Source organism: Pseudomonas brenneri (assembly GCF_007858285.1).
GTDB classification, from domain to species: Bacteria; Pseudomonadota; Gammaproteobacteria; order Pseudomonadales; family Pseudomonadaceae; genus Aquipseudomonas; species Aquipseudomonas brenneri.
Genome location: NZ_VFIL01000003.1, coordinates 185619 through 208129 on the forward strand (window position 1 = coordinate 185619; position 22511 = coordinate 208129).

Here is a 22511-nt window from a genome sequence, read left to right on the forward strand (position 1 = left end):
GATTTACCTCAGGCGCTGGCCAACAATGCAGCTTCACCCGCTGTTGCCGCCACGGCACCGATTACCAGGATAGCCGGGCTCTTCAAGGCGAATGCCTTGGCATCATCCTGCATGCACGCCAGGGAACTGCGGCACTCACGCTGCTGGGGCAGCGAGGCATTCTCGATCATCGCCACTGGCATATCTGCAGCCATGCCACCGTCCAGCAACTGCCGGGCAATCTCTGAAAGCTTCGCCACGCCCATGTAGACCACCAGTGTCGTGCCACCTTCGGCCAAGGCCCGCCAATTGAGGCTGCTGTCGTCCTGGGTATGGGCCGTGACCAGCGTTACGCCGCGACTGATCCCGCGCAGTGTCAGCGGTATATCGCAATGGGTCGCACCTGCCAGCCCGGCGGTGATGCCATTGACCAACTCCACGCTCACGCCTCGCTCCCTGAGCCAGGTCGCTTCTTCGCCGCCACGGCCAAAAATGCACGGATCACCGCCTTTGAGGCGCACCACACATTTACCCTGTCGCGCATAACGCAGCATCAAACGATGAATGAAATCCTGGGGCGTGGAACGGCAGCCGCCGCGTTTGCCGACGGTAATCACCCGCGCGTTCGGGCAATGCTCAAGCACCGCCGGGTTGACCAGGTCATCTATCAACACCACATCGGCCTCGTGCAGGGCCCGTACCGCCTTGAGGGTCAACAGCTCCGGATCACCCGGCCCTGCGCCTACCAACCAGACTTTTGCGCTCATATTCATTGCCCTCACACACTGATTGCGATTGGCTGCGAGGTGCTCGCCAATAGCCGTTTGATTTCTGGCACGCATGAGCCACATTGCGTGCCGCAGCCCAGCTCCTGCTTCAGTCCATCCAGGCCCAGGCCGCGGCTGATGCCTGCACATATCGCGTGTTCACTGACGTTCTTGCAGTTGCAGAGGATTTTGTTGCTGCTCGTACCCGCACCGGGGGGCGCGCTTAACGGGGCCAGCAGCCAGCGGCGCAGTTGCTCATCGGCCCGGCCTTCCAGCCACAGGCTTTGCAGCCAATGGCGGGCCAGGGTTTCGCCGGCCAGACGGATCGCGGTAATCCGGCCTTTCTCGATTTTTACCCGTTTGCCGATGGAGCGCCGTGGGTCGTCATAAGCCATGACCGGGCCGTCGTTGAGGCCCAGCAATTGGTCGATGTTCTTGAGCAACTGCAGGTCCGGCGCCTCGGTATGGGCAGCACGCACCAACAGCGCCGGCCGTTCACGCCCGGTCAAGCTGAGGCTGACGTAGGCAAAGCGCTCGCACAAAGGGCGCAAGGCTTCGAAGTGTTGCTGGACGTCCCCTTCGATCAGCGCAAACAGCTGCCAAGGCAATTGCACCGCTTCCAGGCGCACACCGCTGTGCTTGAGTTCGGGTTGTTTCGACAAGGGGTCGAATGCCGGCTGAGTCAGCAGGTTGACGCCGCCCTTGAGGAAGCGATCACCCCAATGCATTGGCAGGAACGCCTGGCCGGGCCGCACGCTGTCATCACTGGTCACGGCCACAATCACATGGCCACGCCGACTTTTCAGGCAGACCAGATCGCCCTCTTTGAAGCGGTGCCGGCGCAGTTCGTCCGGGTGCAGGCCAAGCAATGCTTCGCTGACGTGGCCGAACAGTTGCGCCGCCGTACCGGTGCGGCTCATGCCGTGCCATTGGTCGCGCAGGCGGCCGGTGATCAGGGTTAGTGGAAAGCGTGCATCACGTTGTTCTTTGGCGGCGCGATAAGGCTCGGCGATAAAGTGCGCGCGGCCACTGTCGGTCGGGAAGATACCGTCGGTGTACAGCCGTGGCGTGCCGCTTTGCGCCTCGGCGGGAAACGGCCATTGCTGCGGGCCGATCCGGTCGAGCAGGGCATGGCTGATGCCTGACAGGTCCAGGTCCCGACCGCGTGTCAGCAGTTTGAACTCATCAAAAATCTGCGCCGGTTGCGCAAAGGCAAACAGGCTCGGTAGGCCAGGTCGCAAACGTTGCTCCAGGCGCTGTGCGAAATCCACGGTAATCGCCCAGTCCGACCGCGCCTCACCCGGTGGGGCAATGGCCTGGCGTACGTGGGAAATGCGCCGCTCGGAATTGGTCACGGTGCCTTCTTTCTCGCCCCAACTGGCGGCTGGCAATAGCAGGTCGGCAAAGGCCGCCGTTTCTGTGGTGCGGAAGGCTTCCTGCAACACCACGAATGGGCACGCGGCCAGGGCCAGGCGCACGTTGTTCTGGTCTGGCAACGATTGCGCAGGGTTGGTGCAGGCGATCCATAACGCTTTGATCTTGCCGGCCTGTACCTGCTCGAACAGCTCGATGGCGGTCAAGCCGGTGCTCGATGGCAGTTGCTCAACCCCCCAGTAGGCGGCCACTTGTGCGCGGTGCTCGGGGTTGTTGGCGTCACGATGGCCCGGCAGCAGGTTTGACAGGCTACCGGTTTCCCGGCCGCCCATGGCGTTGGGCTGGCCGGTCAGGGAAAACGGCCCGCAACCTGGGCGGCCAATGGTGCCGGTGGCCAGGTGCAGGTTGATCAGGGCGCTGTTTTTCGCACTGCCGGCGGTGGACTGGTTAAGCCCCATGCACCACAGCGACAGAAAGCTCGCCGAGGTGCCAACCCACTGCGCACACTGGCGCAGTTGCTCGACGCTGATCCCGCACAATTGCGTGACCATCTGCGGCGTGTAGTCGTGGACCAGGCGTTTGAGTTCGACCAGGCCATCGGTATGAGCCTGGATAAAGTCGCGATCTATCCAGTCTTCCCACAGCAGCAGATGCAAAATCCCATGGAACAACGCGACGTCAGTGCCCGGCAGGATTGCCAGGTGCATATCGGCCAGGTCACAGGTATCGGTGCGCCGTGGATCAATGACCAGCACTTTCATATCCGGGCGGCGCGCCTTGGCCTCTTCCAGCCGACGAAACAGTACCGGATGGGCGTAGGCCATATTACTGCCGACGATCATCACGCAATCGCTGGTCTCCAGGTCCTCATAGCTGCACGGCGGCGCATCGGCCCCCAGGCTGCGCTTGTAGCCGACCACCGCCGAGGACATGCACAGCCGGGAATTGCTGTCGATATTATTGGTGCCCACCAGCGCCCGGGCGAGTTTGTTGAAGCTGTAGTAATCCTCGGTCAGCAACTGCCCGGAGATATAGAACGCCACACTGTCAGGGCCGTGCTCGGCGATGGTGTCGGCGAACACCTGGGCGGCGTGGTCCAGGGCACTGTCCCAATCGGTACGGCCACGGGCCAGGCCTTTGCCCAGGCGCAATTCGGGGTACAACGCCCGCGCTGCCAGGTCGCCAGTCAGGTGCAGGCTCGACCCCTTGCTGCACAGTTTGCCGAAGTTGGCCGGGTGCGTCGGATCGCCACTGACCCCGAGGATCTGTGTGCCATCATGCTCGATCAGCACGCCGCAGCCGACCCCGCAGTAGCAGCAGGTCGATGCGGTGGTCTGGCGCTCCATCAACCGGCGTCCCGCAGGGCCAGCATCACCCGGCCGTTTTCAACCCGGGCGTGGTGATGGTGGGCGCAACCGATATCCGGGGCCTGGGCTTCGCCGGATGCCAGGTCGATCTGCCAGTTGTGCAGCGGGCAGGCCACGCGTTTGCCATAGATCAACCCTTGGGACAGTGGCCCGCCCTTGTGCGGGCAGCGGTCGTCGAGGGCGAAGACTTCGTCGTCACTGGTACGAAAAATCGCGATTTCACCTTTCGGGCCACTGATGATGCGCGAGCCCAGGGCGTTGATTTCGTCGAGGGCGCAGATATCCAGCCAGTTCATAGCACTACCTCCAGCTGTTTGACGGCGATGGTGTCGAATTCCTTCTTCAGCAACGGCTGTTCCAGACGTTCTTTCCATGGGTCTTGTTCGAACGACAGGGAGAACTGCAGGCGCTCGTTCAGGGCCTGGCGCCGCGCCGGGTCTTCCAGCACGGCCTTCTTGATATGGTCCATGCCGACCCGCTGCATGTAGTGCACGGTGCGCTCCAGGTAGAAGGCTTCTTCGCGGTACAGCTGTAGGAAGGCGCCGTTGTATTCGCGCACCTCCTCGGCGGTCTTGAGCTTGACGAAGAACTCCGCGACCTCGGTCTTGATCCCGCCGTTGCCGCCGATATACATCTCCCAGCCCGAGTCGACGCCGATAATGCCCACGTCCTTGATCCCGGCTTCCGAGCAGTTGCGCGGGCAACCGGAGACTGCCAGCTTGACCTTGTGGGGCGACCACATATTGAACAGGTCATGCTCCAGCTCAATGCCCAACTGTGTGGAGTTCTGCGTGCCGAAGCGGCAGAACTCGCTGCCTACGCAGGTCTTCACGGTACGAATGGATTTGCCGTAGGCGTGCCCGGAAGGCATGTCGAGGTCTTTCCACACACCGGGCAGGTCCTGTTTCTTGATGCCCAGCAAGTCGATGCGCTGCCCGCCGGTGACCTTGACCATCGGCACGTTGTACTTGTCGGCCACATCGGCAATCCGCCGCAGTTCGGAAGGATTGGTCACACCGCCCCACATCCGCGGGACTACCGAGTAGGTGCCGTCTTTCTGAATGTTGGCGTGGGCCCGTTCGTTGATCAGGCGTGATTGCGGATCGTCCTTGGCTTCCCCTGGCCAGGTGGAGATCAGGTAGTAGTTCAATGCCGGGCGGCAAGTGGCGCAGCCGTTGGGGGTACGCCAGTTCAGGTAGCTCATGGTGTCGGCGATGGTCAGCAGGTGCTGGTCGCGGATCGCCTGGCGAATTTGCCCGTGGTTCAGGTCGCTGCACCCGCAGATGGCTTTTTCGCTCTTGGGTTTGACGTCAGCCGCACCGCCCACGGTGTTGATCAGGATCTGCTCCACCAGCCCGGCGCAGGAGCCGCAGGAACTGGCGGCCTTGGTGTGTTTTTTCACCTCATCGACGCTGAACAGACCCTGTTCCTGGATCGCCTTGACGATGGTGCCCTTGCACACGCCGTTGCAGCCGCAGACTTCGGCGCTGTCGGCCATGCTCATGGCTTTGTCCTGGCCTTGGTGGCCGACGTCGCCCAAGGCGTTTTCGCCGAACATCAGGTGGTCGCGGATCTCGCCAATGCCATGGTTCTCACGGATCTGCCGGAAATACCAACCGCCATCGGCGGTGTCGCCGTACAGGCAGGCGCCGACCAAGATGTCGTCCTTGATCACCAGCTTCTTGTAGACGCCGCCGATGGGGTCGGAAAGGGTGATGGTTTCGGTGCCTTCGCCGCCCATGAAGTCGCCAGCGGAAAACAGGTCGATACCGGTGACTTTCAGCTTGGTGGAGGTCACCGAGCCTTTGTAGGTGGCGAACCCCAGCTGGGCCAGGTGGTTGGCGCAGACCTTGGCCTGCTCGAACAGCGGCGCCACCAGGCCGTAGGCAATCCCGCGGTGGCTGGCGCATTCGCCGATGGCATAGATACGCGGGTCGTAGGTTTGCATCGTGTCGTTGACCAGGATCCCACGGTTGCACGGGATACCGGACTTTTCCGCCAGTTCGGTGTTGGGGCGGATCCCGGCGGCCATCACCACCAGGTCGGCGGGAATCACGTCGCCGTTTTTGAACTGCACCGAACCCACACGGCCATTGCCGGCATCGTGCAAGGCCTGGGTCTGTTCGCACAGGCGAAACACCAGGCCGCGGCTTTCCAGTTCGGTTTGCAGCAACTGGCCACTGGTCTTGTCCAGTTGCCGCTCCAGCAGCCATTCGCCGATATGCACCACGGTGACGTGCATGCCGCGCAGCATCAGACCGTTGGCTGCCTCCAGGCCGAGCAGGCCGCCACCGATGACCACGGCGTGCTTGTGGGTCTTGGCGGTGTCGATCATGGCTTGGGTGTCGGCGATATCGCGGTAGCCAATCACGCCCTGCAAGGTATTGCCAGGGATCGGCAGAATGAACGGGGTCGAGCCGGTGGCGATCAGCAGGCGATCGTACTCGGCCTCGGTGCCATCTTCGGCGATGACTTTGCGTTTGACCCGGTCGATCTGCACCACCTTGCGGTTGAGCAGCAACTTGATGTTGTTTTGCAGGTACCAGTCGAGGTCGTTGAGCACGATCTCTTCGAAGGTCTGCTCACCGGCCAGCACCGGCGACAGCAGGATGCGGTTGTAGTTGGTGTGGGGCTCGGCGCCAAAGACTGTGATGTCGTACAGCTCAGTGCTCAGCTTCAGCAGTTCTTCAAGGGTGCGAACCCCGGCCATGCCGTTGCCGATCATCACCAGTTTGAGTTTCTTCATGTCGTTCTCCGCAATGGCTCGACCAATCACGCGCAAACAAAAAAAGGCGTCCCGCTAGTTGCCTAGCGAGGACGCCTTTGTCCTGGTCCCGTTCTCTCGGGAAAGCCCCACCTTCGTCGTTGAAGGGTGGGCTGTATGTGGGGTGTTGCAGGAGCTAATGCAGTGGTTGTGCCAAGTCGTGAAAAGCCGGATTTACTGAGGTTCTGGCGGATGTCGCAAGGCTTTTTCGCACCATTTAAAGGCGCGACGCCCACAACTGGCGCGCCGACCACCTACAGGGATAACAGATACAGCAACACCAGATTGATCAGCAGCGACACCAGCGCCAGGGTTTGCCAGACCTTGAGAGGCTCGCGCTCCAGCAGCGGCCGGGGGCGCAGGCTCAGCTCGCGGCGGTCGGCCTGTTCCAGTACCAGCAGCCATTCCTCGGCGGTTTCGTAACGTTGATTCGGTTGTGCCGCCACCGAGCGTTCCAGGCTTTGCTGCAACCAGTCGGGCAGGTCCGGTCGATACCGGCTGGCGCTGACCGGCGTGTTGAAACGGGGCCGTTGGAAGGCTTCGATTTCACCGTAGGGATAGTGCCCGGTCAGCAGGTAATACAGGCTCACGCCGACACTGTACAAATCCTGCTGCGGGGTCGGACGTTCACCACTAAAGGCTTCAGGCGCGATAAAGCTGGGGGTGCCGGGTAGCAGATGAGCGCGGTCTTCGGATAACCCAGGGCAATAGGCCAGGCCAAAGTCCAGCACCCGCAATTCACCGTCGTCCCCCAGCAGCAGGTTTTCCGGTTTGATGTCGCGGTGCAGGATCTGCCGGCGATGCAGCATGCCCACCGCGCGCAGCAAACGCTCGGCGATGGACTGCCATTGCGCCAGCGGTAACGGGCCCTGGTGCTGGAACAGGGCGGCCAGGGTTTGCCCGCTGTATTCGCGCATCACATAGTACAAATGCTGGCGCCCGCTGGCCGGATGGACTTCAGGAAACGCCCGTCCGGCCACCCGGCGCAGAAACCACTCCTCCGAAAGCAATGCCTGGGCGGCGTCGTTGTCATCATCGTGGCCTGGGGGCAGGGTTTTCAGCAGCCAGGGTTGCTGCTGGGTGTCGCGTACCCGGTACAGCAACGACTGGCGACTTTGCGCCAGCACACTTTCCACCTGCCAGCCTTCAAAGGATTGCCCAGCCTTCAGGGGCGGCGGCAATGGCCATTGCTGCAACTGCACCAGCGCATCGCCCAGGGTCGCCGCGCCGAGCTGGTCAATGCGCACCAGCAAGGCGCTGGCATTGTCCTGGCTACCTGCCAGGTGGGCGGCACTGACCAGCGTATTCACGGCAAGGTTAAGGTCAGCCTGTTCGCGCAGGATCGCACGGATGCTGTGATCGGCCAGGGTCGACCACACGCCATCGCTGAGCAGCAGGAAACATTCGCCCTGGCGCAGTTCACCGTCGAGAAAGTCCACCACCAGATGCTGATCCAGGCCCAGGGCGCGCTTGAGCACATGCTGCATGCCCGGTTGCTCCCAGACATGCTCTTGAGTGATGCGCTGCAACTCGCCATCGAACCAGCGATACACCCGGCAGTCGCCGACGTGGGCCAGGGTAAAGCGCTGACCACGAAACACCACGGCGCTGAGGGTGGTCAACAACGGCTGGCCGCCGCCATTGGCCTGCAGCCAGCGGTTCTGGGCCAGCAACAGCCGGTCCAGGGCCTGGGCCACGCTCCAGGTCTGCGGCGTGGCGTAGTAGTCCAGGGCCAGGGCCTGCAAGGTCGAGCGCGCGGCCAGGCCACCGTCGGCACATTGGCTGACGCCGTCGGCGATAGCACACAGGTAGCCTTTGCTCGCGGCCAACTCCAGGGCCGGGGTGACCAGGCGCAGGGCGTCCTGGTTTTCTTCCCGTGGCCCGATGGCGCTGGCCTGGGCAAAGCTCAGTTGCAGGCTCATCAGACCCGCGCTGCGGTGACGGCAGCCGAACCCCAAGTGGTCCTCCAGCGCCGCTTCACGCCATACAGGCCGAACCACGCCAGCACGCCCAGGCTGGCGAACAGCCACAATGCCAACTGGTAGCTACCGGTGCTTTGTTTAATTGCGCCCATGCCCGCTGCCAGGGCGAAGCCGCCGATGCCGCCGGCCATGCCGATCAGCCCGGTCATCACACCAATCTCCCGGCGAAAACGCTGCGGTACCAGTTGGAATACCGCGCCGTTGCCGGCCCCCAGGCCGAGCATGGTGCATACGAACAGCGCCAGTGCGGCGTAGGAACTGGGCAGGTTGAAACCCACGGCAGCGATGCACACGGCCGCTACGCCGTACATGCCCAGCAGCGTGCGGATCCCGCCGAAACGGTCAGCCAGGGCACCGCCCAGAGGGCGCATCAGGCTACCGCCGAACACGCAGGCGGCGGTGTAGTAACCGGCGGTGACCGGGCTCAGGCCATATTGGTCGTTGAAGTAGCCGGGCAGGGCGCTGGCCAGGCCGATAAAACCGCCGAAGGTCACGCTGTAGAAGAACATGAACCACCAACTGTCGCGGTCACCCAGGGCCTTGAAATAGTCGGCCATGGATTTGGCTTTTGGCCGTTCGGGGGCGTTGCGCGCCAGCCAGGCGAAGACGATCAGGGTCAGGATCAACGGGATCAGGGCAAAGCCGAACACATTGCTCCAGCCAAATGCGGCGGCGATCAACGGCGCCAGCAGCGCGGCAAACACGGTGCCGGAGTTGCCGGCCCCGGCGATGCCCATGGCCTTGCCTTGGTGCTCGGCGGGGTACCACTGGGACGCCAGCGGCAGGGCAACGGCAAACGAGGCACCGGCCATACCGAGGAACAGCCCCAGCAGCAGCGCCTGTTCATAGCTGTGGATCCCCAGCTTCCAGGCAAAGAACAGCGCCACAATCACGATCACCTGGCCAATCAGCCCGGCGGTCTTGGGCGACAGCTTGTCGGCCAGCATGCCCATCAAGAAGCGCAGGATCGCCCCCGCCAGGATCGGCGTAGCAACCATCAGCCCGCGTTGCTGGGTGGTCAGTTGCAGGTCGGCGGCGATCTGTACCGCCAGTGGGCCCAATAGGTACCAGACCATGAAACTCAGGTCGAAATACAAGAACGCGGCAAACAAGGTCGGGGTGTGCCCGGATTTCCAGAAGCTTGATTTCATCACGCACCTCACGATTGGGGATCTTGTAGAAGGCCTGGTGATGGAACGGCCAGCAAAAGCCGCCCCACCAAAACGAAAAAACGCCGCCACCGGGTTTGTGTATGCAAACCGGATGTGCGACGTCTTTGTCGTGGAGGGGCAACCGCCGTTGGCTACCTGTGATGTTTACATAGCAAGTCTTGCGCCAACCGTGACACCGCTATCTCAGCCCAACAACTCACTCATGGCAATAATCTGCTCGGCCACCTGGATCAGCTTCTGCTGGCGGCTCATGGCCTGGCGGCGCATCAGGGTGTAGGCCTGTTCCTCATTGCAGTCTTTCATCTTCATTAATAGGCCCTTGGCCAGTTCGATGCGCTTGCGTTCTGCCAGTTGCTGGTCGCGGGCTATGAGCTGCGCGCGCAAGGCCTGGTCGCTCTCGAAACGGGCCATGGCCACATCGAGGATCGGTTGCAGGCGCTGGGCCTGGATGCCTTCGACGATATAGGCGCTGACCCCGGACTTGATCGCCTGGCGCATCACGCCGGGGTCATGTTCGTCGGTAAACATCACGATGGGTCGGGGCTGGTCGCGGCTGACCAGCACCACTTGCTCCATCACATCGCGGCCGGGTGACTCGGTATCGATCAGAATCACGTCCGGGCGCACCGTTTCGACGCGCGCCGGCAGGTCGATGATCAGGCCGGACTCGTCGATCACTTCAAAGCCGGCCTCGGTCAGCGCGCTCTTGAGGCGCCCGACTTTGCGCGGGGTGTCGTTGATCAGCAGGATTCGCAACATGGGTCGGTCTCCCATCAGCGCAAGGCGTGGCGGACGACATCGTCGGCCAGGGCATGCAGGCGGAAGCTGCGGGCATAGGCGGCCGGGTCCGAGCCATCCCAGACCTTGCCGTCGATCAATTGGCTGCTGCGCATTTCCTCGCCCCAGGCGGCGACGCCCACGGCTGTCGCGGCCTGGCGATAGATATCCAGTTGTTGCACCTGGCGAGCAACGGCAAGGTAGTCGGGGTCTTCACGCAGCAGGCCCCAGCGGCGAAATTGGGTCATGAACCACATGCCGTCGGACAGATAAGGCAGATTGACCTCGCCACCCGCGTGGAAGCGCAGTGCGTGGGCGTCCTGCCAGTGATTGCCCAAGCCGTCGTTATACAGGCCTAACAGGCGCGGCTCGATGCAGTCGAGTGGGGCGTCCAGGTAGTCCCCGGCACTGAGCAGTTGCGCAGTGGAGCGGCGGTTCTCGATGCTGTCGTCGATAAAACGGCTGGCCTCCAGAACCGCCATCACCAGCACGCGTGCGGTGTTGGGGTATTGCTCGACAAACGCCTGGGTGCAGCCCAGGACTTTTTCCGGGTGGTCCGGCCAGATCGCCTGGCTGGTGGCAAGGGTGAAGCCCTGGTTCTGCTGCACCGCGCTGGCACACCAGGGTTCGCCGACGCACAGGCCATCGATCCGCCCGGCTTGCAGGTGCGCGACCATTTGCGGCGGTGGGACCACCACACTTTCGACATCGCGCAGCGGATGAATGCCCTGGCTGGCCAGCCAGTAATACAACCACATGGCGTGGGTGCCGGTAGGAAACGTCTGGGCGAAGGTGAGTTTTGTTCGGCTTTGGTGCACCTTGCGCTCCAGTGCCTCAGGACTGGTCACGCCCTGCTGTTGCAGGCCCTGGGACAGGTTGATGCCTTGGCCGTTCTGGTTCAGGCCCATCAGCACCGCCATGTCGGTCGGCGCGACGCCGCCGATGCCCAGGTGGACCGCATAGATCAGGCCGTACAGGCTGTGGGCGGCGTCCAGTTCGCCGCTGACCAGCTTGTCCCGCAGGCCGGCCCAGGATGACTGGCGCTTGAGGTTCAATGTCAGGCCGTACGGTTGGGCAAACCCCTGTGTCGCCGCGACCACCAGCGAAGCGCAGTCGCTCAGGGCCATGAAGCCCAGGTCGAGGCTGCTCTTTTCCGGGGCATCGCTGCCGTTGACCCAGGCCAGGGGATTGGTTGCCTGGCTGTTGCCGACCTGATCACTCATCAACACCTACCTTCTGTGTGAAAAAGGCGTCGTTCCGTAGGGTGGCTTGCAAGCCTCCTGCCGGTAACGACGCCTTTGTCTTTGCGCCCGTTCCGTCATTGGTACGGGCCGCCATAGCCAAGGCAAAGCAAGGCACATGCCACGGTGTGCAAGTGGGCACTGGAAGGTCAGAATTTCATCAAGATTGCACTACGGGGGCCTTTCACTATGGCGCTCCTTCATGCAAGACCATTCAGGAATCCCCCGCGTGCTCCTTGACCGATATGCCGCAGCGACCTGCCGGGCCTTTTTGCAGCGCTGGTTGCTTGGCGGGCTGTTGCTGCTCAATGCCCTGCCTGTGGCGGGCGAGTCCTACCTGGTGTGGAACGAGAGCCTGCAGGGCTTCTTCTCCCGGCTCGCGGTGCCCCTGGGCCAGCCCATCGTGGTCAGCAAGCTGGCGGCGGGTAAGCGTATTACCGGGCAGTTTGATTTTGCCGACCCGCAAGCGGTCCTGGAGACCGTGGTGTTGCAGCACGAACTGATCTGGTACAGCGACGGCCAGGTGCTGCATCTCTACGACGCCAGCGAGGCCAAGAGCTCCGGGGTAACCCTGCGGCACATGACTGTCGACCGGTTGCGCAAAGTCATGCGGCGCTCGGGACTCGACGAGGCGCGCTACCCCATTCGCAAGGCCGGTCCTCGATTGTTTTATGTGTCCGGGCCTGCCAATTATGTCGATCACGTATTGCGCCTGGCCCAGCTCATGGATCGCCAGCGTCCAGCGCGCCGGCAGGCGTTGCCCGGCGTCGGTGTTGTCCAGGTGCTTAATGCTGACGTCGCGGACCATCAGTACGACAGAGGGGCGCAAACGATCACCGTGCCCGGCATGGCGACGATGGTCGAGCGGCGGCTTGCCGAGCTTGGGCGCAAGGCCGGTGCGGGCGCTGCGGTCATCGCCTACCCGCAGCTCAACAGCCTGTTGATCAAGGGCAGTGAACAGCAGTTGAAACTTATCAAAACGCTGGTGACTGAGTTGGATAACCCTGCGCCTGCCGTGGTCGAGGGGCGCGTCGCTTCGGTCCCCCTGAGCACCGAGCAGTACGAGCGTGTACGACGCGCATTTGCACGGGTAGCCGAGCAGTAAAGCGAGGCGCAAGGGCTGGTGTCGTACAGGCTTCGAAAGGTCCTACGCGATACTCCTGGAAAACTTCGAAGCAGCGGGCTTTTTCCTAGCGTGAAATTGGCTGCGGGTTTTTATAGTCGCGACATCTCCCAGGCGGTGCGATATGTCCGCAGACAGGTATAGAGGTTTAAATGGTTGTTGCAATTGAGGGCTTGATGATGGCGTCCCTCGTCTTTGGGCAGTGGACGTTGCAAGGGGATGGCAGGCTGACCACCCAAGGGCGCGATGTTCAATTGCCGCCCAAAGAGTGTCATGTCTTGCGCCTCTTGCTGGCCACGCCCGGCATGCTGGTCACCAAGGACTGGTTGCTGGAGCAGGTGTGGCCCGATATCGATATCGCCGAAGAATCCCTGACCCGGTGCATCTACTCGTTGCGCAAGCAATTGCAGAGTGACCGGGGCTTGATTGCGACGGTGTATGGCCGCGGTTATCGCTTCAATGGCAGGGTACGGATGGTTGAGCTGCCTGGCCAGGCAGCGCGAACTGCGGGGACACCACCGCGTTTTTGCCCGGCCTGTGGATGGGGCGCCGAAGTGGATGTCGACCTGGCATGAAGCGGGCCTGTTGGCTGGGGCTGCTGTTCATCGTGGGCGTGGCAAGTGAGGCCAGGGCTTATTGCTGGGCAGAGGCTGCTCGCCAATACGATATCGAGCCGCAACTGTTGCAGGCGATTGCTGTCGTAGAGTCCGGCTACCGCGCCGAGGCCATGAACTACAGCAATACCAATGGCTCCCGTGATATTGGCCTGATGCAAATCAACAGCATTCATTTGCCGCGCCTGCTCAAGCAGGGGATTACCGAGCAGCGGTTGCTGGATGAGCCGTGCCTGTCGGTGGAAGTGGGGGCGTCGATCCTGGCCGACTTCATCAAGCAGTTCGGCTACAACTGGACCGCCGTAGGTGCCTATAACGTCGGGCCCGGGGCAGGGGCCGAGCGTGATGCACTGCGCCTGCGTTATGCGCAGAAGATCTGGAGCCGTTATGAAGAGTTGATGGCCCATGGCAGTGGATGATCGACCGGCGGTGTGTCACGCCTCGCACGGACTCGCCACCCCGGCTATAATCGCCGCCACCTTTCGCCGCCATCCGAGTCAAGCCCGCCCATGTATACCCTGGCCCGCCAGCTGTTGTTCAAACTCTCCCCGGAAACTTCCCACGATCTGTCCCTGGACCTGATCGGCGCGGGCGGCCGCCTGGGGCTCAATGGCCTGGTGTGCAAGGCGCCGGCGAAAATGCCGGTCTCGGTGATGGGGCTCGATTTCCCCAACCCGGTTGGCCTGGCGGCTGGCCTGGACAAGAACGGCGCGGCCATCGATGGCTTTGCGCAGTTGGGGTTCGGTTTTGTCGAGATCGGCACGGTCACGCCGCGTCCGCAGCCGGGCAATCCCAAGCCGCGCATTTTCCGCCTGCCGGAAGCCGAGGCGATCATCAATCGCATGGGCTTCAACAACCTGGGCGTTGACCATCTGCTGTCACGGGTGCAGGCCGCCAAGTACAAGGGCATCCTGGGGATCAACATCGGCAAGAACTTCGATACCCCGGTTGAACGTGCGGTGGATGACTACCTGACTTGCCTGGACAAGGTTTACGCCCATGCCAGCTATGTAACGGTCAACGTCAGTTCCCCCAACACCCCGGGCCTGCGTAGCCTGCAGTTTGGCGACTCCCTCAAGCAACTGCTCGAAGCCCTGCGCCAGCGCCAGGAAGACCTGGCGGTACGGCATGGCAAGCGTGTGCCGTTGGCGATCAAGATCGCCCCGGACATGAGCGACGAAGAAACCGTGCTGGTGGCCCAGGCCCTGGTGGATTCGGGGATGGATGCGGTGATTGCCACCAACACCACGCTCAGCCGTGTAGGCGTTGAAGGCCTGGCCTACGGTGATGAGGCCGGTGGGCTGTCCGGTGCGCCGGTACGCGACCAGAGTACCCATATCGTCAAGGTGCTGGCGGCCGAGTTGGCCGGGCGTCTGCCGATCATCGCCGTGGGCGGGATCACCGAAGGCCGGCACGCAGCAGAGAAAATCGCTGCGGGTGCAAGCCTGGTGCAGTTGTATTCCGGGTTTATCTACAAGGGGCCGGCGCTGATTCGCCAGTCGGTGGACGCCATTGCGGCCTTGCCCAAATCCTGAACCCATAAAAAAGGGCTCCTCGAAGGAGCCCCTGGGCCGAAGCCCGCCGCCCGGATGGGGCGTGCGTGGTTAAGTCGTTACATTCTTCAAGGTGGTTGTCGGAATTAAGTGCCCTGATTAGCCGACGGCGTGAAGTTCGTTGAGTCTGTGGATCCCCGCAGTGCCGGTCATACCGTCCCAGTTGTCGCCGCGTCCTTCGCGCCACCCGTTAATCCAGGCCTGGCGTACCGACGGTAGAGTAAATGGGCAAAGCTCACGGGATTTGCCATGAACGCCATACTGATATCCGCGTAAAAATGCTCTTTCCAACGGATCACGCTTAAGTCTTCTCATAGGGTGTTTCCCTCACTTGTTGACTGTCTTGATATCCTTCGACCTCATCCGAGGCCGGGCAGAGTTTTTCTGCCGTTGGTGTGGCTCGCTGCCGGCGTGGCGAGCCGATGTGTCAGCGTCGTTGCGGCGCTGACCTGTGTTGAGTTCTAACCAATAGGTCACATGGATTCAATGATCGTTTTGTCATAAGCACGTAACGATAACGATGCTATAGCCATAAGCTGGGATGGCTTTTCGCCCCATTTATTGGGCAAAGCCAGCTATGATGTGCCCTGTAAAGAGGATGGGTTTAATCCTTTAGTGAGAATACCCGCCGCTTGCAGTCGGTTATTATTCGACGAAGGGTCGGAATATTTCCTTTTGTTGCGCGAATTATCTCTCTGCCCTGGCAATCAAGGCCTACAGGTCTGGACACCGGGGTGGAACGGCACACATTCGTGCCACGCGAGCGCTCTTCAAGAAAAGCGCTTGATTGAAAACCGAACGCGCGATGCGTCGCCCGTTCATTTATTGCTGAAAAGCCTGGAATGCCCATGTCGGACCGTTACGAACTCTTCCTCACCTGCCCCAAGGGCCTCGAAGGCCTGCTGATCGAGGAAGCCGTCGGGCTTGGCCTTGAAGACGCCCGCGAGCACACCTCGGCCGTGCGCGGCATGGCCGACATGGAAACCGCCTACCGCCTGTGCCTCTGGTCGCGCCTGGCCAACCGCGTGTTATTGGTACTCAAGCGCTTCCCGATGAAGGATGCCGAAGACCTGTACCACGGCGTGCTGGATATCGAATGGCAAGACCATATGGTCCCGGATGGCACCCTCGCGGTGGAATTCAGCGGCCATGGCTCGGGCATCGACAACACCCACTTCGGCGCGCTGAAGGTCAAGGATGCGATTGTCGACAAGCTGCGCACCCCGACCGGCGAACGCCCGTCCATCGACAAGATCAACCCCGACCTGCGCATTCACCTGCGCCTGGACCGTGGCGAAGCGATCCTCTCCCTCGACCTGTCCGGCCACAGCCTGCACCAGCGCGGCTACCGCCTGCAGCAAGGTGCAGCGCCGTTGAAGGAAAACCTCGCGGCGGCGATTCTGATTCGTGCCGGCTGGCCGCGCATTGCTGCAGAAAACGGCGCACTGACGGACCCGATGTGCGGCGTCGGTACCTTCCTGGTGGAGGGTGCGATGATTGCCGCCGACATGGCGCCCAACCTCAATCGCGAGCAGTGGGGCTTCACCGCCTGGCTCGGTCACGTGCCTGCCCTGTGGAAAAAACTGCATACCGAGGCCAGCGAGCGTGCGGCCATCGGCATGAACAAGCCACCACTGTGGATCCGTGGCTACGAAGCTGACCCGCGCTTGATCCAGCCCGCGCGCAACAACATCGAGCGCGCCGGCCTGAGCCACTGGATCAAGATCTACCAGGGCGAAGTCGGCACCTTCGAACCGCGCCCGGACCAGAACCAGAAAGGCCTGGTCATCTGCAACCCGCCGTACGGCGAGCGCCTGGGTGATGAAGCCAGCCTGCTGTACCTCTACCAGAACCTCGGCGAGCGTCTGCGCCAGGCGTGCATGGGCTGGGAGGCGGCGGTGTTCACCGGCGCCCCGGACCTGGGCAAGCGCATGGGCATCCGCAGCCACAAGCAGTATTCGTTCTGGAACGGCGCCTTGCCGTGCAAGCTGCTGCTGATCAAGGTCAACCCGGACCAGTTCGTCACTGGCGAGCGTCGTACCCCGGAACAGCGTCAGGCCGAACGTGAGCAAGCCGCTTACGATCAGGCCCCGACCGAGCCGCAAGAGCGTCAGTACAACAAGAACGGTAACCCGATCAAACCTGTACCGGCACCGGCTCCGGTGGTCGAACAGGCGCGCTTGAGCGAAGGCGGGCAGATGTTTGCCAACCGTCTGCAAAAGAATCTCAAGCTGCTGGGCAAGTGGGCCAAGCGCGAAGGTGTCGATTGCTACCGTGTGTACGATGCCGATATGCCGGAATACTCCATGGCTATCGACCTGTACCACGACTGGGTGCATGTGCAGGAATACGTGGCGCCCAAGTCCATCGACCCGGAAAAAGCCTCGGCGCGCATGTTTGATGCCCTGGCCGCGATTCCCCAGGCGTTGAACATCGACAAGAGCCGTGTGGTGGTCAAGCGCCGCGAGCGCCAGAGTGGCACCAAGCAGTACGAGCGCCAGAGCGCCCAGGGCAAGTTCACTGAGGTCAGCGAAGGCGGGGTGAAGCTGCTGGTCAACCTGACCGACTACCTGGATACCGGCCTGTTCCTCGATCACCGCCCGATGCGCATGCGCATCCAGAAAGAAGCCGCCGGCAAGCGCTTCCTCAACCTGTATTGCTACACCGCCACCGCCAGTGTGCACGCGGCCAAGGGCGGTGCGCGCAGCACCACCAGCGTCGACTTGTCGAAAACCTACCTGGACTGGGCGCGCCGCAACCTGTCGCTCAATGGCTTCTCTGACAAGAACCGCCTGGAGCAGGGTGACGTGATGGCCTGGCTGGAAGCCAGCCGTGATGAGTTCGACCTGATCTTCATTGACCCGCCGACCTTCTCCAACTCCAAGCGCATGGAAGGCGTGTTCGACGTTCAACGCGATCACGTGCAACTGCTCGACTTGGCCATGGCGCGTCTGGCGCCGGGCGGGGTGTTGTATTTCTCCAACAACTTCCGCAAGTTCCAGTTGGAAGACAACCTGGGCGAGCGCTATGCCGTCGAGGAAATCAGCGATAAAACCATTGATCCGGATTTTGCCCGTAACGCGAAAATCCATCGTGCCTGGAAAATCACCGCACGCTGATCGACCTTGATGCTGCAGGCCTGGATTTTTCCGGGCTTGCGGCTTTTTGCACTGGTCAAAACTGGACCCGATGGCTATAACTAATCACCTAGCCAAAGTGGCGCTCCTGCACGCTGGTGTTTCGAGTTTTGCCTATGCCGTTGCAAGCCGTCCGCCCGAAAATACTGGGATTTATCAGCGAACAGGCGTCGGCTTGGCTGGTGGCATTGGTGGTCTTGCTGGTGGGGGTGGCACTCACCGCCGTGCTGGCGCTGACCACGGCCGATGTTTATCAGCAGCAGGTTCGCCAGCGGTTCCAGTTGCTGGTCAATGAGCGCTACATTCGTCTGGAAGAGCGTTTTGAAGACCAGGAACAGCGCCTTGGCAGCCTGCGACGCTTTTTCGTCAACTCCCATAATGTTTCCCGCGAAGATTACGATGGGTTCGCCCAACCGCTGCTGTTGCGTGCGCGTGCCTACGCCTGGGCGCCACGTATCTTTCACGATCAGCGCCAGGCTTTCGAACAACAGGTGTCACTCCAGCGTGGCATGGCGTTTTCCATTCGAGAGCTGAACGAAGCCGGGACCCTCGTGCCTGCGGGCGAGCGCGACGAATACGTGCCGGTGTTGTACAGCCAGACCCAGAGCCTGCTCGGCTCACCCTTGGGGTTTGACCTGCTCTCCCAGCCACTGCGCCGCTCGACGATAGAGCGCGCGTACCGTTCCGGGGCCATTGCGGTGTCCCAACCCATGTCGCTGGTGGGCGTGGAACCGGCGTATGCCACGGGGGTGTTGCTGGTCGCTCCGGTCACGCGACCGCCCACCGCGCAAATGCCCTACAGCGAACCCTATGGTTTTGTCATGGCGGTTATCAGCATGCGCCAATTGGTGGCCGACGGTTTGCCCAAGCCCTCGCGGGACAACCTGGTGATGCAGATTGTCGATACCTCAGATACGCAACAGCGGGTGCTGTATGAGTCGGACAATGCGGTGGGCGATAGCAGCCTGAAGGCGATCCGCCGGCTGACCCTGGGCGATCATGTCTACGCCCTGAGCCTGCGCCCCAGCCAGGTGTTTGAGCAGGCCAATCGTTCCTCGGTCACCAGCATCCTGGCCATGGGCAGTTTGCTCAGTCTGCTGCTCAGTGCCTTGCTCTACGTACTGGTCAGCCAGCGTCAGCGGGCGGTGCGGCTGGTGCAGCAGCGCACGGGGCAATTGCATCAGCGCGAGTATGAATTGCGCGGGGCCCACGCCCAGTTGCGCAGTGTGCTCAACGCCGCGACCCAGGTGGCGATCATTGCCACGGACCTGCGCGGCGTGATCAATACCTTCAATGCAGGTGCCGAGCAGATGTTGGGTTACCAGGCCGAGCAGGTGCTCGGCCACATGACCCTCGAAAGCCTGCACCTGGCACCCGAGCTGGAGGCCCGGGCCGCGCAGTTGAGCCAGGTCCTCGGTAAACGCATCATGCCAGGCCAGGCGATGCTGGTGGAGGGCTCCGACAGCCTGCATGAAGCTCGGGAATGGACGTTGGTGCGCCACGATGGCAGCCAGTTGACCGTGAATATGCTGGCAACGGCATTGCTTGACGATCATGGCTTGTGGATCGGGCACCTGGCGATCTGTCTGGATGTCACCGAGCAGAAGCGCGCCTATGAGGCCCTGGCGGCGCGGGATCGCCTGTTGAAAAAACTCAGTGCCCATGTGCCGGGCGGGATCTTCCAGTTCACCCTGGAGCCCAACGATAACTGGCGGTTTATCTACGCCAGCGACGGCATTCGCGATATCTATGAAATCGATCCGGGGCTGCTGCAGCAGGATGCCAAGCAAGTCTTCGAACGCATTCATCCCCTGGACGCTGAACGCATCCGTGCGTCCATCCGCTTGTCAGCGCTGCAATTGAGCCAATGGCGTGAAGAATATCGGGTGCAACTACCAGGCCGGGGCCTGCGCTGGATCCGTGGCGAGGCGACGCCGGAAGAATTACCCGGCGGCGGTACGTTATGGCATGGCTATGTGTCGGATATCTCCGATCTCAAGCGGGTGGAGGAAGAGCTGCGCGCGCTGTCCATCACCGACTCGTTGACGGGTATCCATAATCGTCGCTACTTCCAGGACCGATTGAAGGCCGAGATGAGTCGGGTTCGGCGTACCTCGGGCACATTGGCGGTGATCATGCTGGATATCGATCACTTCAAGCGCATCAATGACCGGCATGGGCACGCAGTAGGGGATGGGGTATTGCAGGAGCTGTGCCGGCGAATCGCCCAGCGCTTGCGCCGTAGCGATGTGTTCTGCCGCCTGGGCGGCGAAGAATTCATGGTGCTGTGCCCGAACACCGATGGCGCGCAGGCCTACAGCCTGGCGGTTGAATTGTGGGAAGTGTTGCGCAGTACGCCGATCGAGAATGTCGGGACAGTGACGGCCAGCTTCGGCGTGGCCAGTTGGCGTATTGATGAGGGGGTGGATGGCTTGTTGCTGCGCGCGGACTCGGCGGTGTATGCGGCCAAGCAGGCGGGGCGGGACCGGGTTGAGGCAGAACGCTTGCCTGTGTGAGCGCCGCATACCTAATGTGGGAGCGAGCAAGCCCGCTCCCACATTTAGTCCGTAGCGGTTTTTAAAGGTGGGTAAGCCAACCGTTCTATAGACCCGGAGCCGCGGCCGCCAGCTTCGGCTGGCGATACAGATCCAGCAGCACCTGGTCCAGCACCGACGATGCACCCCACGGCTTCGGATCGTTGAGAATCGCCACTACCGCCCAGGTATTGCCATTGTTGTCACGGCTGAAGCCGGCAATCGCACGCACCGTGTTCAGGGTGCCAGTCTTGACGTGGGCTTCGCCGCGCAGGGCCGTGGTTTTCAGGCGCTTGCGCATGGTGCCGTCACTGCCGGCAATCGGCATCGAGCTGATGAACTCTGCGGCATACGGGCTTCTCCAGGCGGCTTGCAGCATGGTCGCCATTTCCCGGGCGCTCACGCGCTCGGCACGGGACAGGCCGGAGCCGTTTTCCATCACCAGGTGCGGTGCGGTAATGCCCTTTTTCGCCAGCCACTGACGAACCACGCGCTGGGCGGCCCTGGCGTCGTCGCCGTCGGCATCGGTGCGGTATTGCGCGCCGAGGCTGAGGAACAGTTGCTGGGCCATGGTGTTGTTACTGTATTTGTTGATGTCGCGGATGATCTCCGCCAGGTCCGGGGAGAACGCCCGGGCCAGGACCTTGGCGGTTTTCGGCACTGGGGCCAGCACGTCGCGGCCCTGGATAGTGCCACCCAGCTCTTTCCAGATCGCCCGCACGGCACCGGCGGTGTAGGTGGCATGGTCGAGCAGCGACAGATACGTCTGCGAGCTGCAGCCGTCGCCCAACTGGCCGCTGACCGTCACGGTGACGCTGCCATCGGCGGCAGTGACCGGGTTGTAGCGCACGTCACCGGTGCATTGCTTGGCGTTGGTGGCTTTGACCTGATTGTCGATCTGGATGCTGGCAATCGGCGGTTCGACCGAGACCAACACCCTTCCTGAATCATTGCGGGTCACGAAGCGCAGGGCCTTGAGGTTGACCAGCAGGGCGTCCGGCTTGACCAGAAATGGCTTGTTCGCGTCGTTGCCGTCGTCGTTGAACTCTGGCAGTTGCGGCTGGATAAAGAAGCCGCGGTCCAGCACCAGGTCGCCGGTGACTTGCTGTACGCCATTGGCACGCAGGTCACGCATCAGCAGCCAGAGTTTCTCCATGTTCAGCTTGGGGTCACCGCCGCCCTTGAGGTACAGGTTGCCCCGCAGGACACCGCCGCTGAGAGTGCCGTCGGTGTAGAACTCGGTTTTCCACTGATGGTTGGGCCCGAGCATTTCCAGGGCGGCGTAGGTGGTGACCAGCTTCATGGTCGAAGCCGGGTTGACCGAAACGTCGGCGTTGAACACCGTGGCGGTGCCGGGCCCATTGAGCGGAATCATCACCAGGGACAGCGCATTGTTTTGCAGTTTGGCTTTCTGCAGGGCTTCCTGGACTTTAGGTGGCAGGGTGGTATTGATCGGGGCAGCGGTGACGGAGAGCGCCAGGGGCAAAAGGAAACTGGCGAGTAACAATGGACGCAAGGATTTGATCATAAGAAGTAAGACCCTACTGCTGAGGAGGGTGAATATGGCGGGGGTTATGTAAGAAAATCCCCCAGTGGTCATGAAAGTGTCGGCATTATGCCCCAAGGTGGGGCTACTTGTGCCTCAACGATAGCTGCAAATGATGGTTTTTTTCGCGGGTTCATGCCACCCGTCTTGGATAGCCGGGCAATTGCCGCCTTAAACTGGTAGAGTGCCGGCCGTTAATACTTAAGAGGATTGTTCCAATGGCGACTAACCGTTCCCGGCGTCTGCGCAAAAAACTGTGCGTTGATGAATTTCAAGAGCTGGGTTTCGAACTGAACCTGGATTTCAAAGAAGGTTTGGACGACGAAGCGGTTGACGCTTTCCTCGACGCCTTCCTGACCGAAGCGATGGATGGCAATGGCCTGGACTACGTGGGCGGCGACGACTTCGGTCTGGTTTGCAAAGCCACCCGTGGTTCGGTTACCGCTGAGCAGCGTGCAGCTGTTGAAGCGTGGCTCAAGGCTCGCCCAGAGCTGACCCGCGTTGAAGTCAGCGAACTGCTGGACGCCTGGCACCCAGAAAAGCCGATCAACCCGGCTGTCTGATGTCATGAAAAAGCGACC

General features: G+C 61.8%; 17 protein-coding genes. 7 read left to right on the forward strand and 10 right to left on the reverse strand.

From position 1 onward, the window contains the following. Positions 1-8: 8 nt before the first annotated feature. The 8 genes from cobA to FJD34_RS07570 all read right to left on the reverse strand — a co-directional run bounded on the left by cobA (position 9) and on the right by FJD34_RS07570 (position 11405). The gene (gene cobA, locus FJD34_RS07535; protein ID WP_065943399.1) at positions 9-746 is read right to left on the reverse strand and encodes a uroporphyrinogen-III C-methyltransferase; all 738 of its coding nucleotides are present in this window, start codon (positions 744-746) and stop codon (positions 9-11) included. 11 nt (positions 747-757) lie between these two features. After that, positions 758-3466, reverse strand: a complete 2709-nt coding sequence (locus tag FJD34_RS07540; RefSeq protein ID WP_090291708.1) for a nitrate reductase — start codon at positions 3464-3466, stop codon at positions 758-760. Next, the gene (gene nirD / locus FJD34_RS07545; protein ID WP_032863380.1) at positions 3466-3783 is read right to left on the reverse strand and encodes a nitrite reductase small subunit NirD; all 318 of its coding nucleotides are present in this window, start codon (positions 3781-3783) and stop codon (positions 3466-3468) included. The genes FJD34_RS07540 and nirD overlap by 1 nt, the downstream gene beginning before the upstream one ends. Beyond that, positions 3780-6233 carry a nitrite reductase large subunit NirB gene (nirB, locus tag FJD34_RS07550; protein WP_032863379.1) on the reverse strand — a complete coding sequence of 818 codons (2454 nt, stop codon included), beginning with the start codon at positions 6231-6233 and terminating at the stop codon, positions 3780-3782. The genes nirD and nirB overlap by 4 nt, the downstream gene beginning before the upstream one ends. A 272-nt stretch (positions 6234-6505) precedes the next feature. Then, a complete protein-coding gene (locus FJD34_RS07555) occupies positions 6506-8173 on the reverse strand; it encodes a bifunctional protein-serine/threonine kinase/phosphatase (RefSeq protein WP_032863450.1) in 1668 nt (555 codons plus the stop codon). Further along, positions 8173-9384: a nitrate/nitrite transporter gene (locus FJD34_RS07560; RefSeq protein ID WP_032863378.1), complete on the reverse strand. Its 1212-nt coding sequence runs from the start codon at positions 9382-9384 to the stop codon at positions 8173-8175. Before FJD34_RS07560 ends, FJD34_RS07555 begins: the two co-directional genes overlap by 1 nt. Before the next feature lie 204 nt (positions 9385-9588). Beyond that, positions 9589-10164: an ANTAR domain-containing response regulator gene (locus FJD34_RS07565; RefSeq protein ID WP_032863377.1), complete on the reverse strand. Its 576-nt coding sequence runs from the start codon at positions 10162-10164 to the stop codon at positions 9589-9591. A gap of 14 nt (positions 10165-10178) precedes the next feature. After that, entirely contained in the window at positions 10179-11405 is a 1227-nt protein-coding gene (locus FJD34_RS07570; RefSeq protein WP_090291706.1) for a CmpA/NrtA family ABC transporter substrate-binding protein, read from the reverse strand. 247 nt (positions 11406-11652) lie between these two features. On the opposite strand from FJD34_RS07570, the gene FJD34_RS07575 reads away from it, so the two are divergent. From FJD34_RS07575 to FJD34_RS07590, 4 genes are all read left to right on the forward strand, one after another. Next, positions 11653-12528, forward strand: a complete 876-nt coding sequence (locus FJD34_RS07575) for a secretin N-terminal domain-containing protein (RefSeq protein ID WP_223232711.1) — start codon at positions 11653-11655, stop codon at positions 12526-12528. Positions 12529-12698: 170 nt separating this feature from the next. Beyond that, entirely contained in the window at positions 12699-13121 is a 423-nt protein-coding gene (locus FJD34_RS07580) for a winged helix-turn-helix domain-containing protein (protein ID WP_090291704.1), read from the forward strand. After that, positions 13118-13579, forward strand: coding sequence for a transglycosylase SLT domain-containing protein (locus tag FJD34_RS07585; RefSeq protein ID WP_090291702.1), 462 nt, complete (start codon positions 13118-13120; stop codon positions 13577-13579). The genes FJD34_RS07580 and FJD34_RS07585 overlap by 4 nt, the downstream gene beginning before the upstream one ends. A gap of 90 nt (positions 13580-13669) precedes the next feature. Further along, a complete protein-coding gene (locus FJD34_RS07590) occupies positions 13670-14695 on the forward strand; it encodes a quinone-dependent dihydroorotate dehydrogenase (RefSeq protein ID WP_032863372.1) in 1026 nt (341 codons plus the stop codon). A gap of 117 nt (positions 14696-14812) precedes the next feature. On the opposite strand, the gene rmf is transcribed toward FJD34_RS07590, so the two are convergent. Next, positions 14813-15028 carry a ribosome modulation factor gene (rmf, locus tag FJD34_RS07595; protein WP_002553055.1) on the reverse strand — a complete coding sequence of 72 codons (216 nt, stop codon included), beginning with the start codon at positions 15026-15028 and terminating at the stop codon, positions 14813-14815. Between the two features lie 533 nt (positions 15029-15561). On the opposite strand from rmf, the gene rlmKL reads away from it, so the two are divergent. Further along, positions 15562-17832, forward strand: coding sequence for a bifunctional 23S rRNA (guanine(2069)-N(7))-methyltransferase RlmK/23S rRNA (guanine(2445)-N(2))-methyltransferase RlmL (gene rlmKL, locus FJD34_RS07605; RefSeq protein ID WP_032863371.1), 2271 nt, complete (start codon positions 15562-15564; stop codon positions 17830-17832). A 134-nt stretch (positions 17833-17966) separates the two neighbouring features. After that, a complete protein-coding gene (locus FJD34_RS07610) occupies positions 17967-20366 on the forward strand; it encodes a sensor domain-containing diguanylate cyclase (RefSeq protein WP_090291700.1) in 2400 nt (799 codons plus the stop codon). Positions 20367-20451: 85 nt separating this feature from the next. On the opposite strand, the gene dacB is transcribed toward FJD34_RS07610, so the two are convergent. Next, positions 20452-21912, reverse strand: coding sequence for a D-alanyl-D-alanine carboxypeptidase/D-alanyl-D-alanine endopeptidase (gene dacB, locus FJD34_RS07615; RefSeq protein WP_032863369.1), 1461 nt, complete (start codon positions 21910-21912; stop codon positions 20452-20454). A gap of 236 nt (positions 21913-22148) precedes the next feature. On the opposite strand from dacB, the gene FJD34_RS07620 reads away from it, so the two are divergent. Continuing rightward, positions 22149-22493: a YggL family protein gene (locus FJD34_RS07620; protein WP_032863368.1), complete on the forward strand. Its 345-nt coding sequence runs from the start codon at positions 22149-22151 to the stop codon at positions 22491-22493. The last annotated feature ends 18 nt before the right edge of the window (positions 22494-22511 follow it).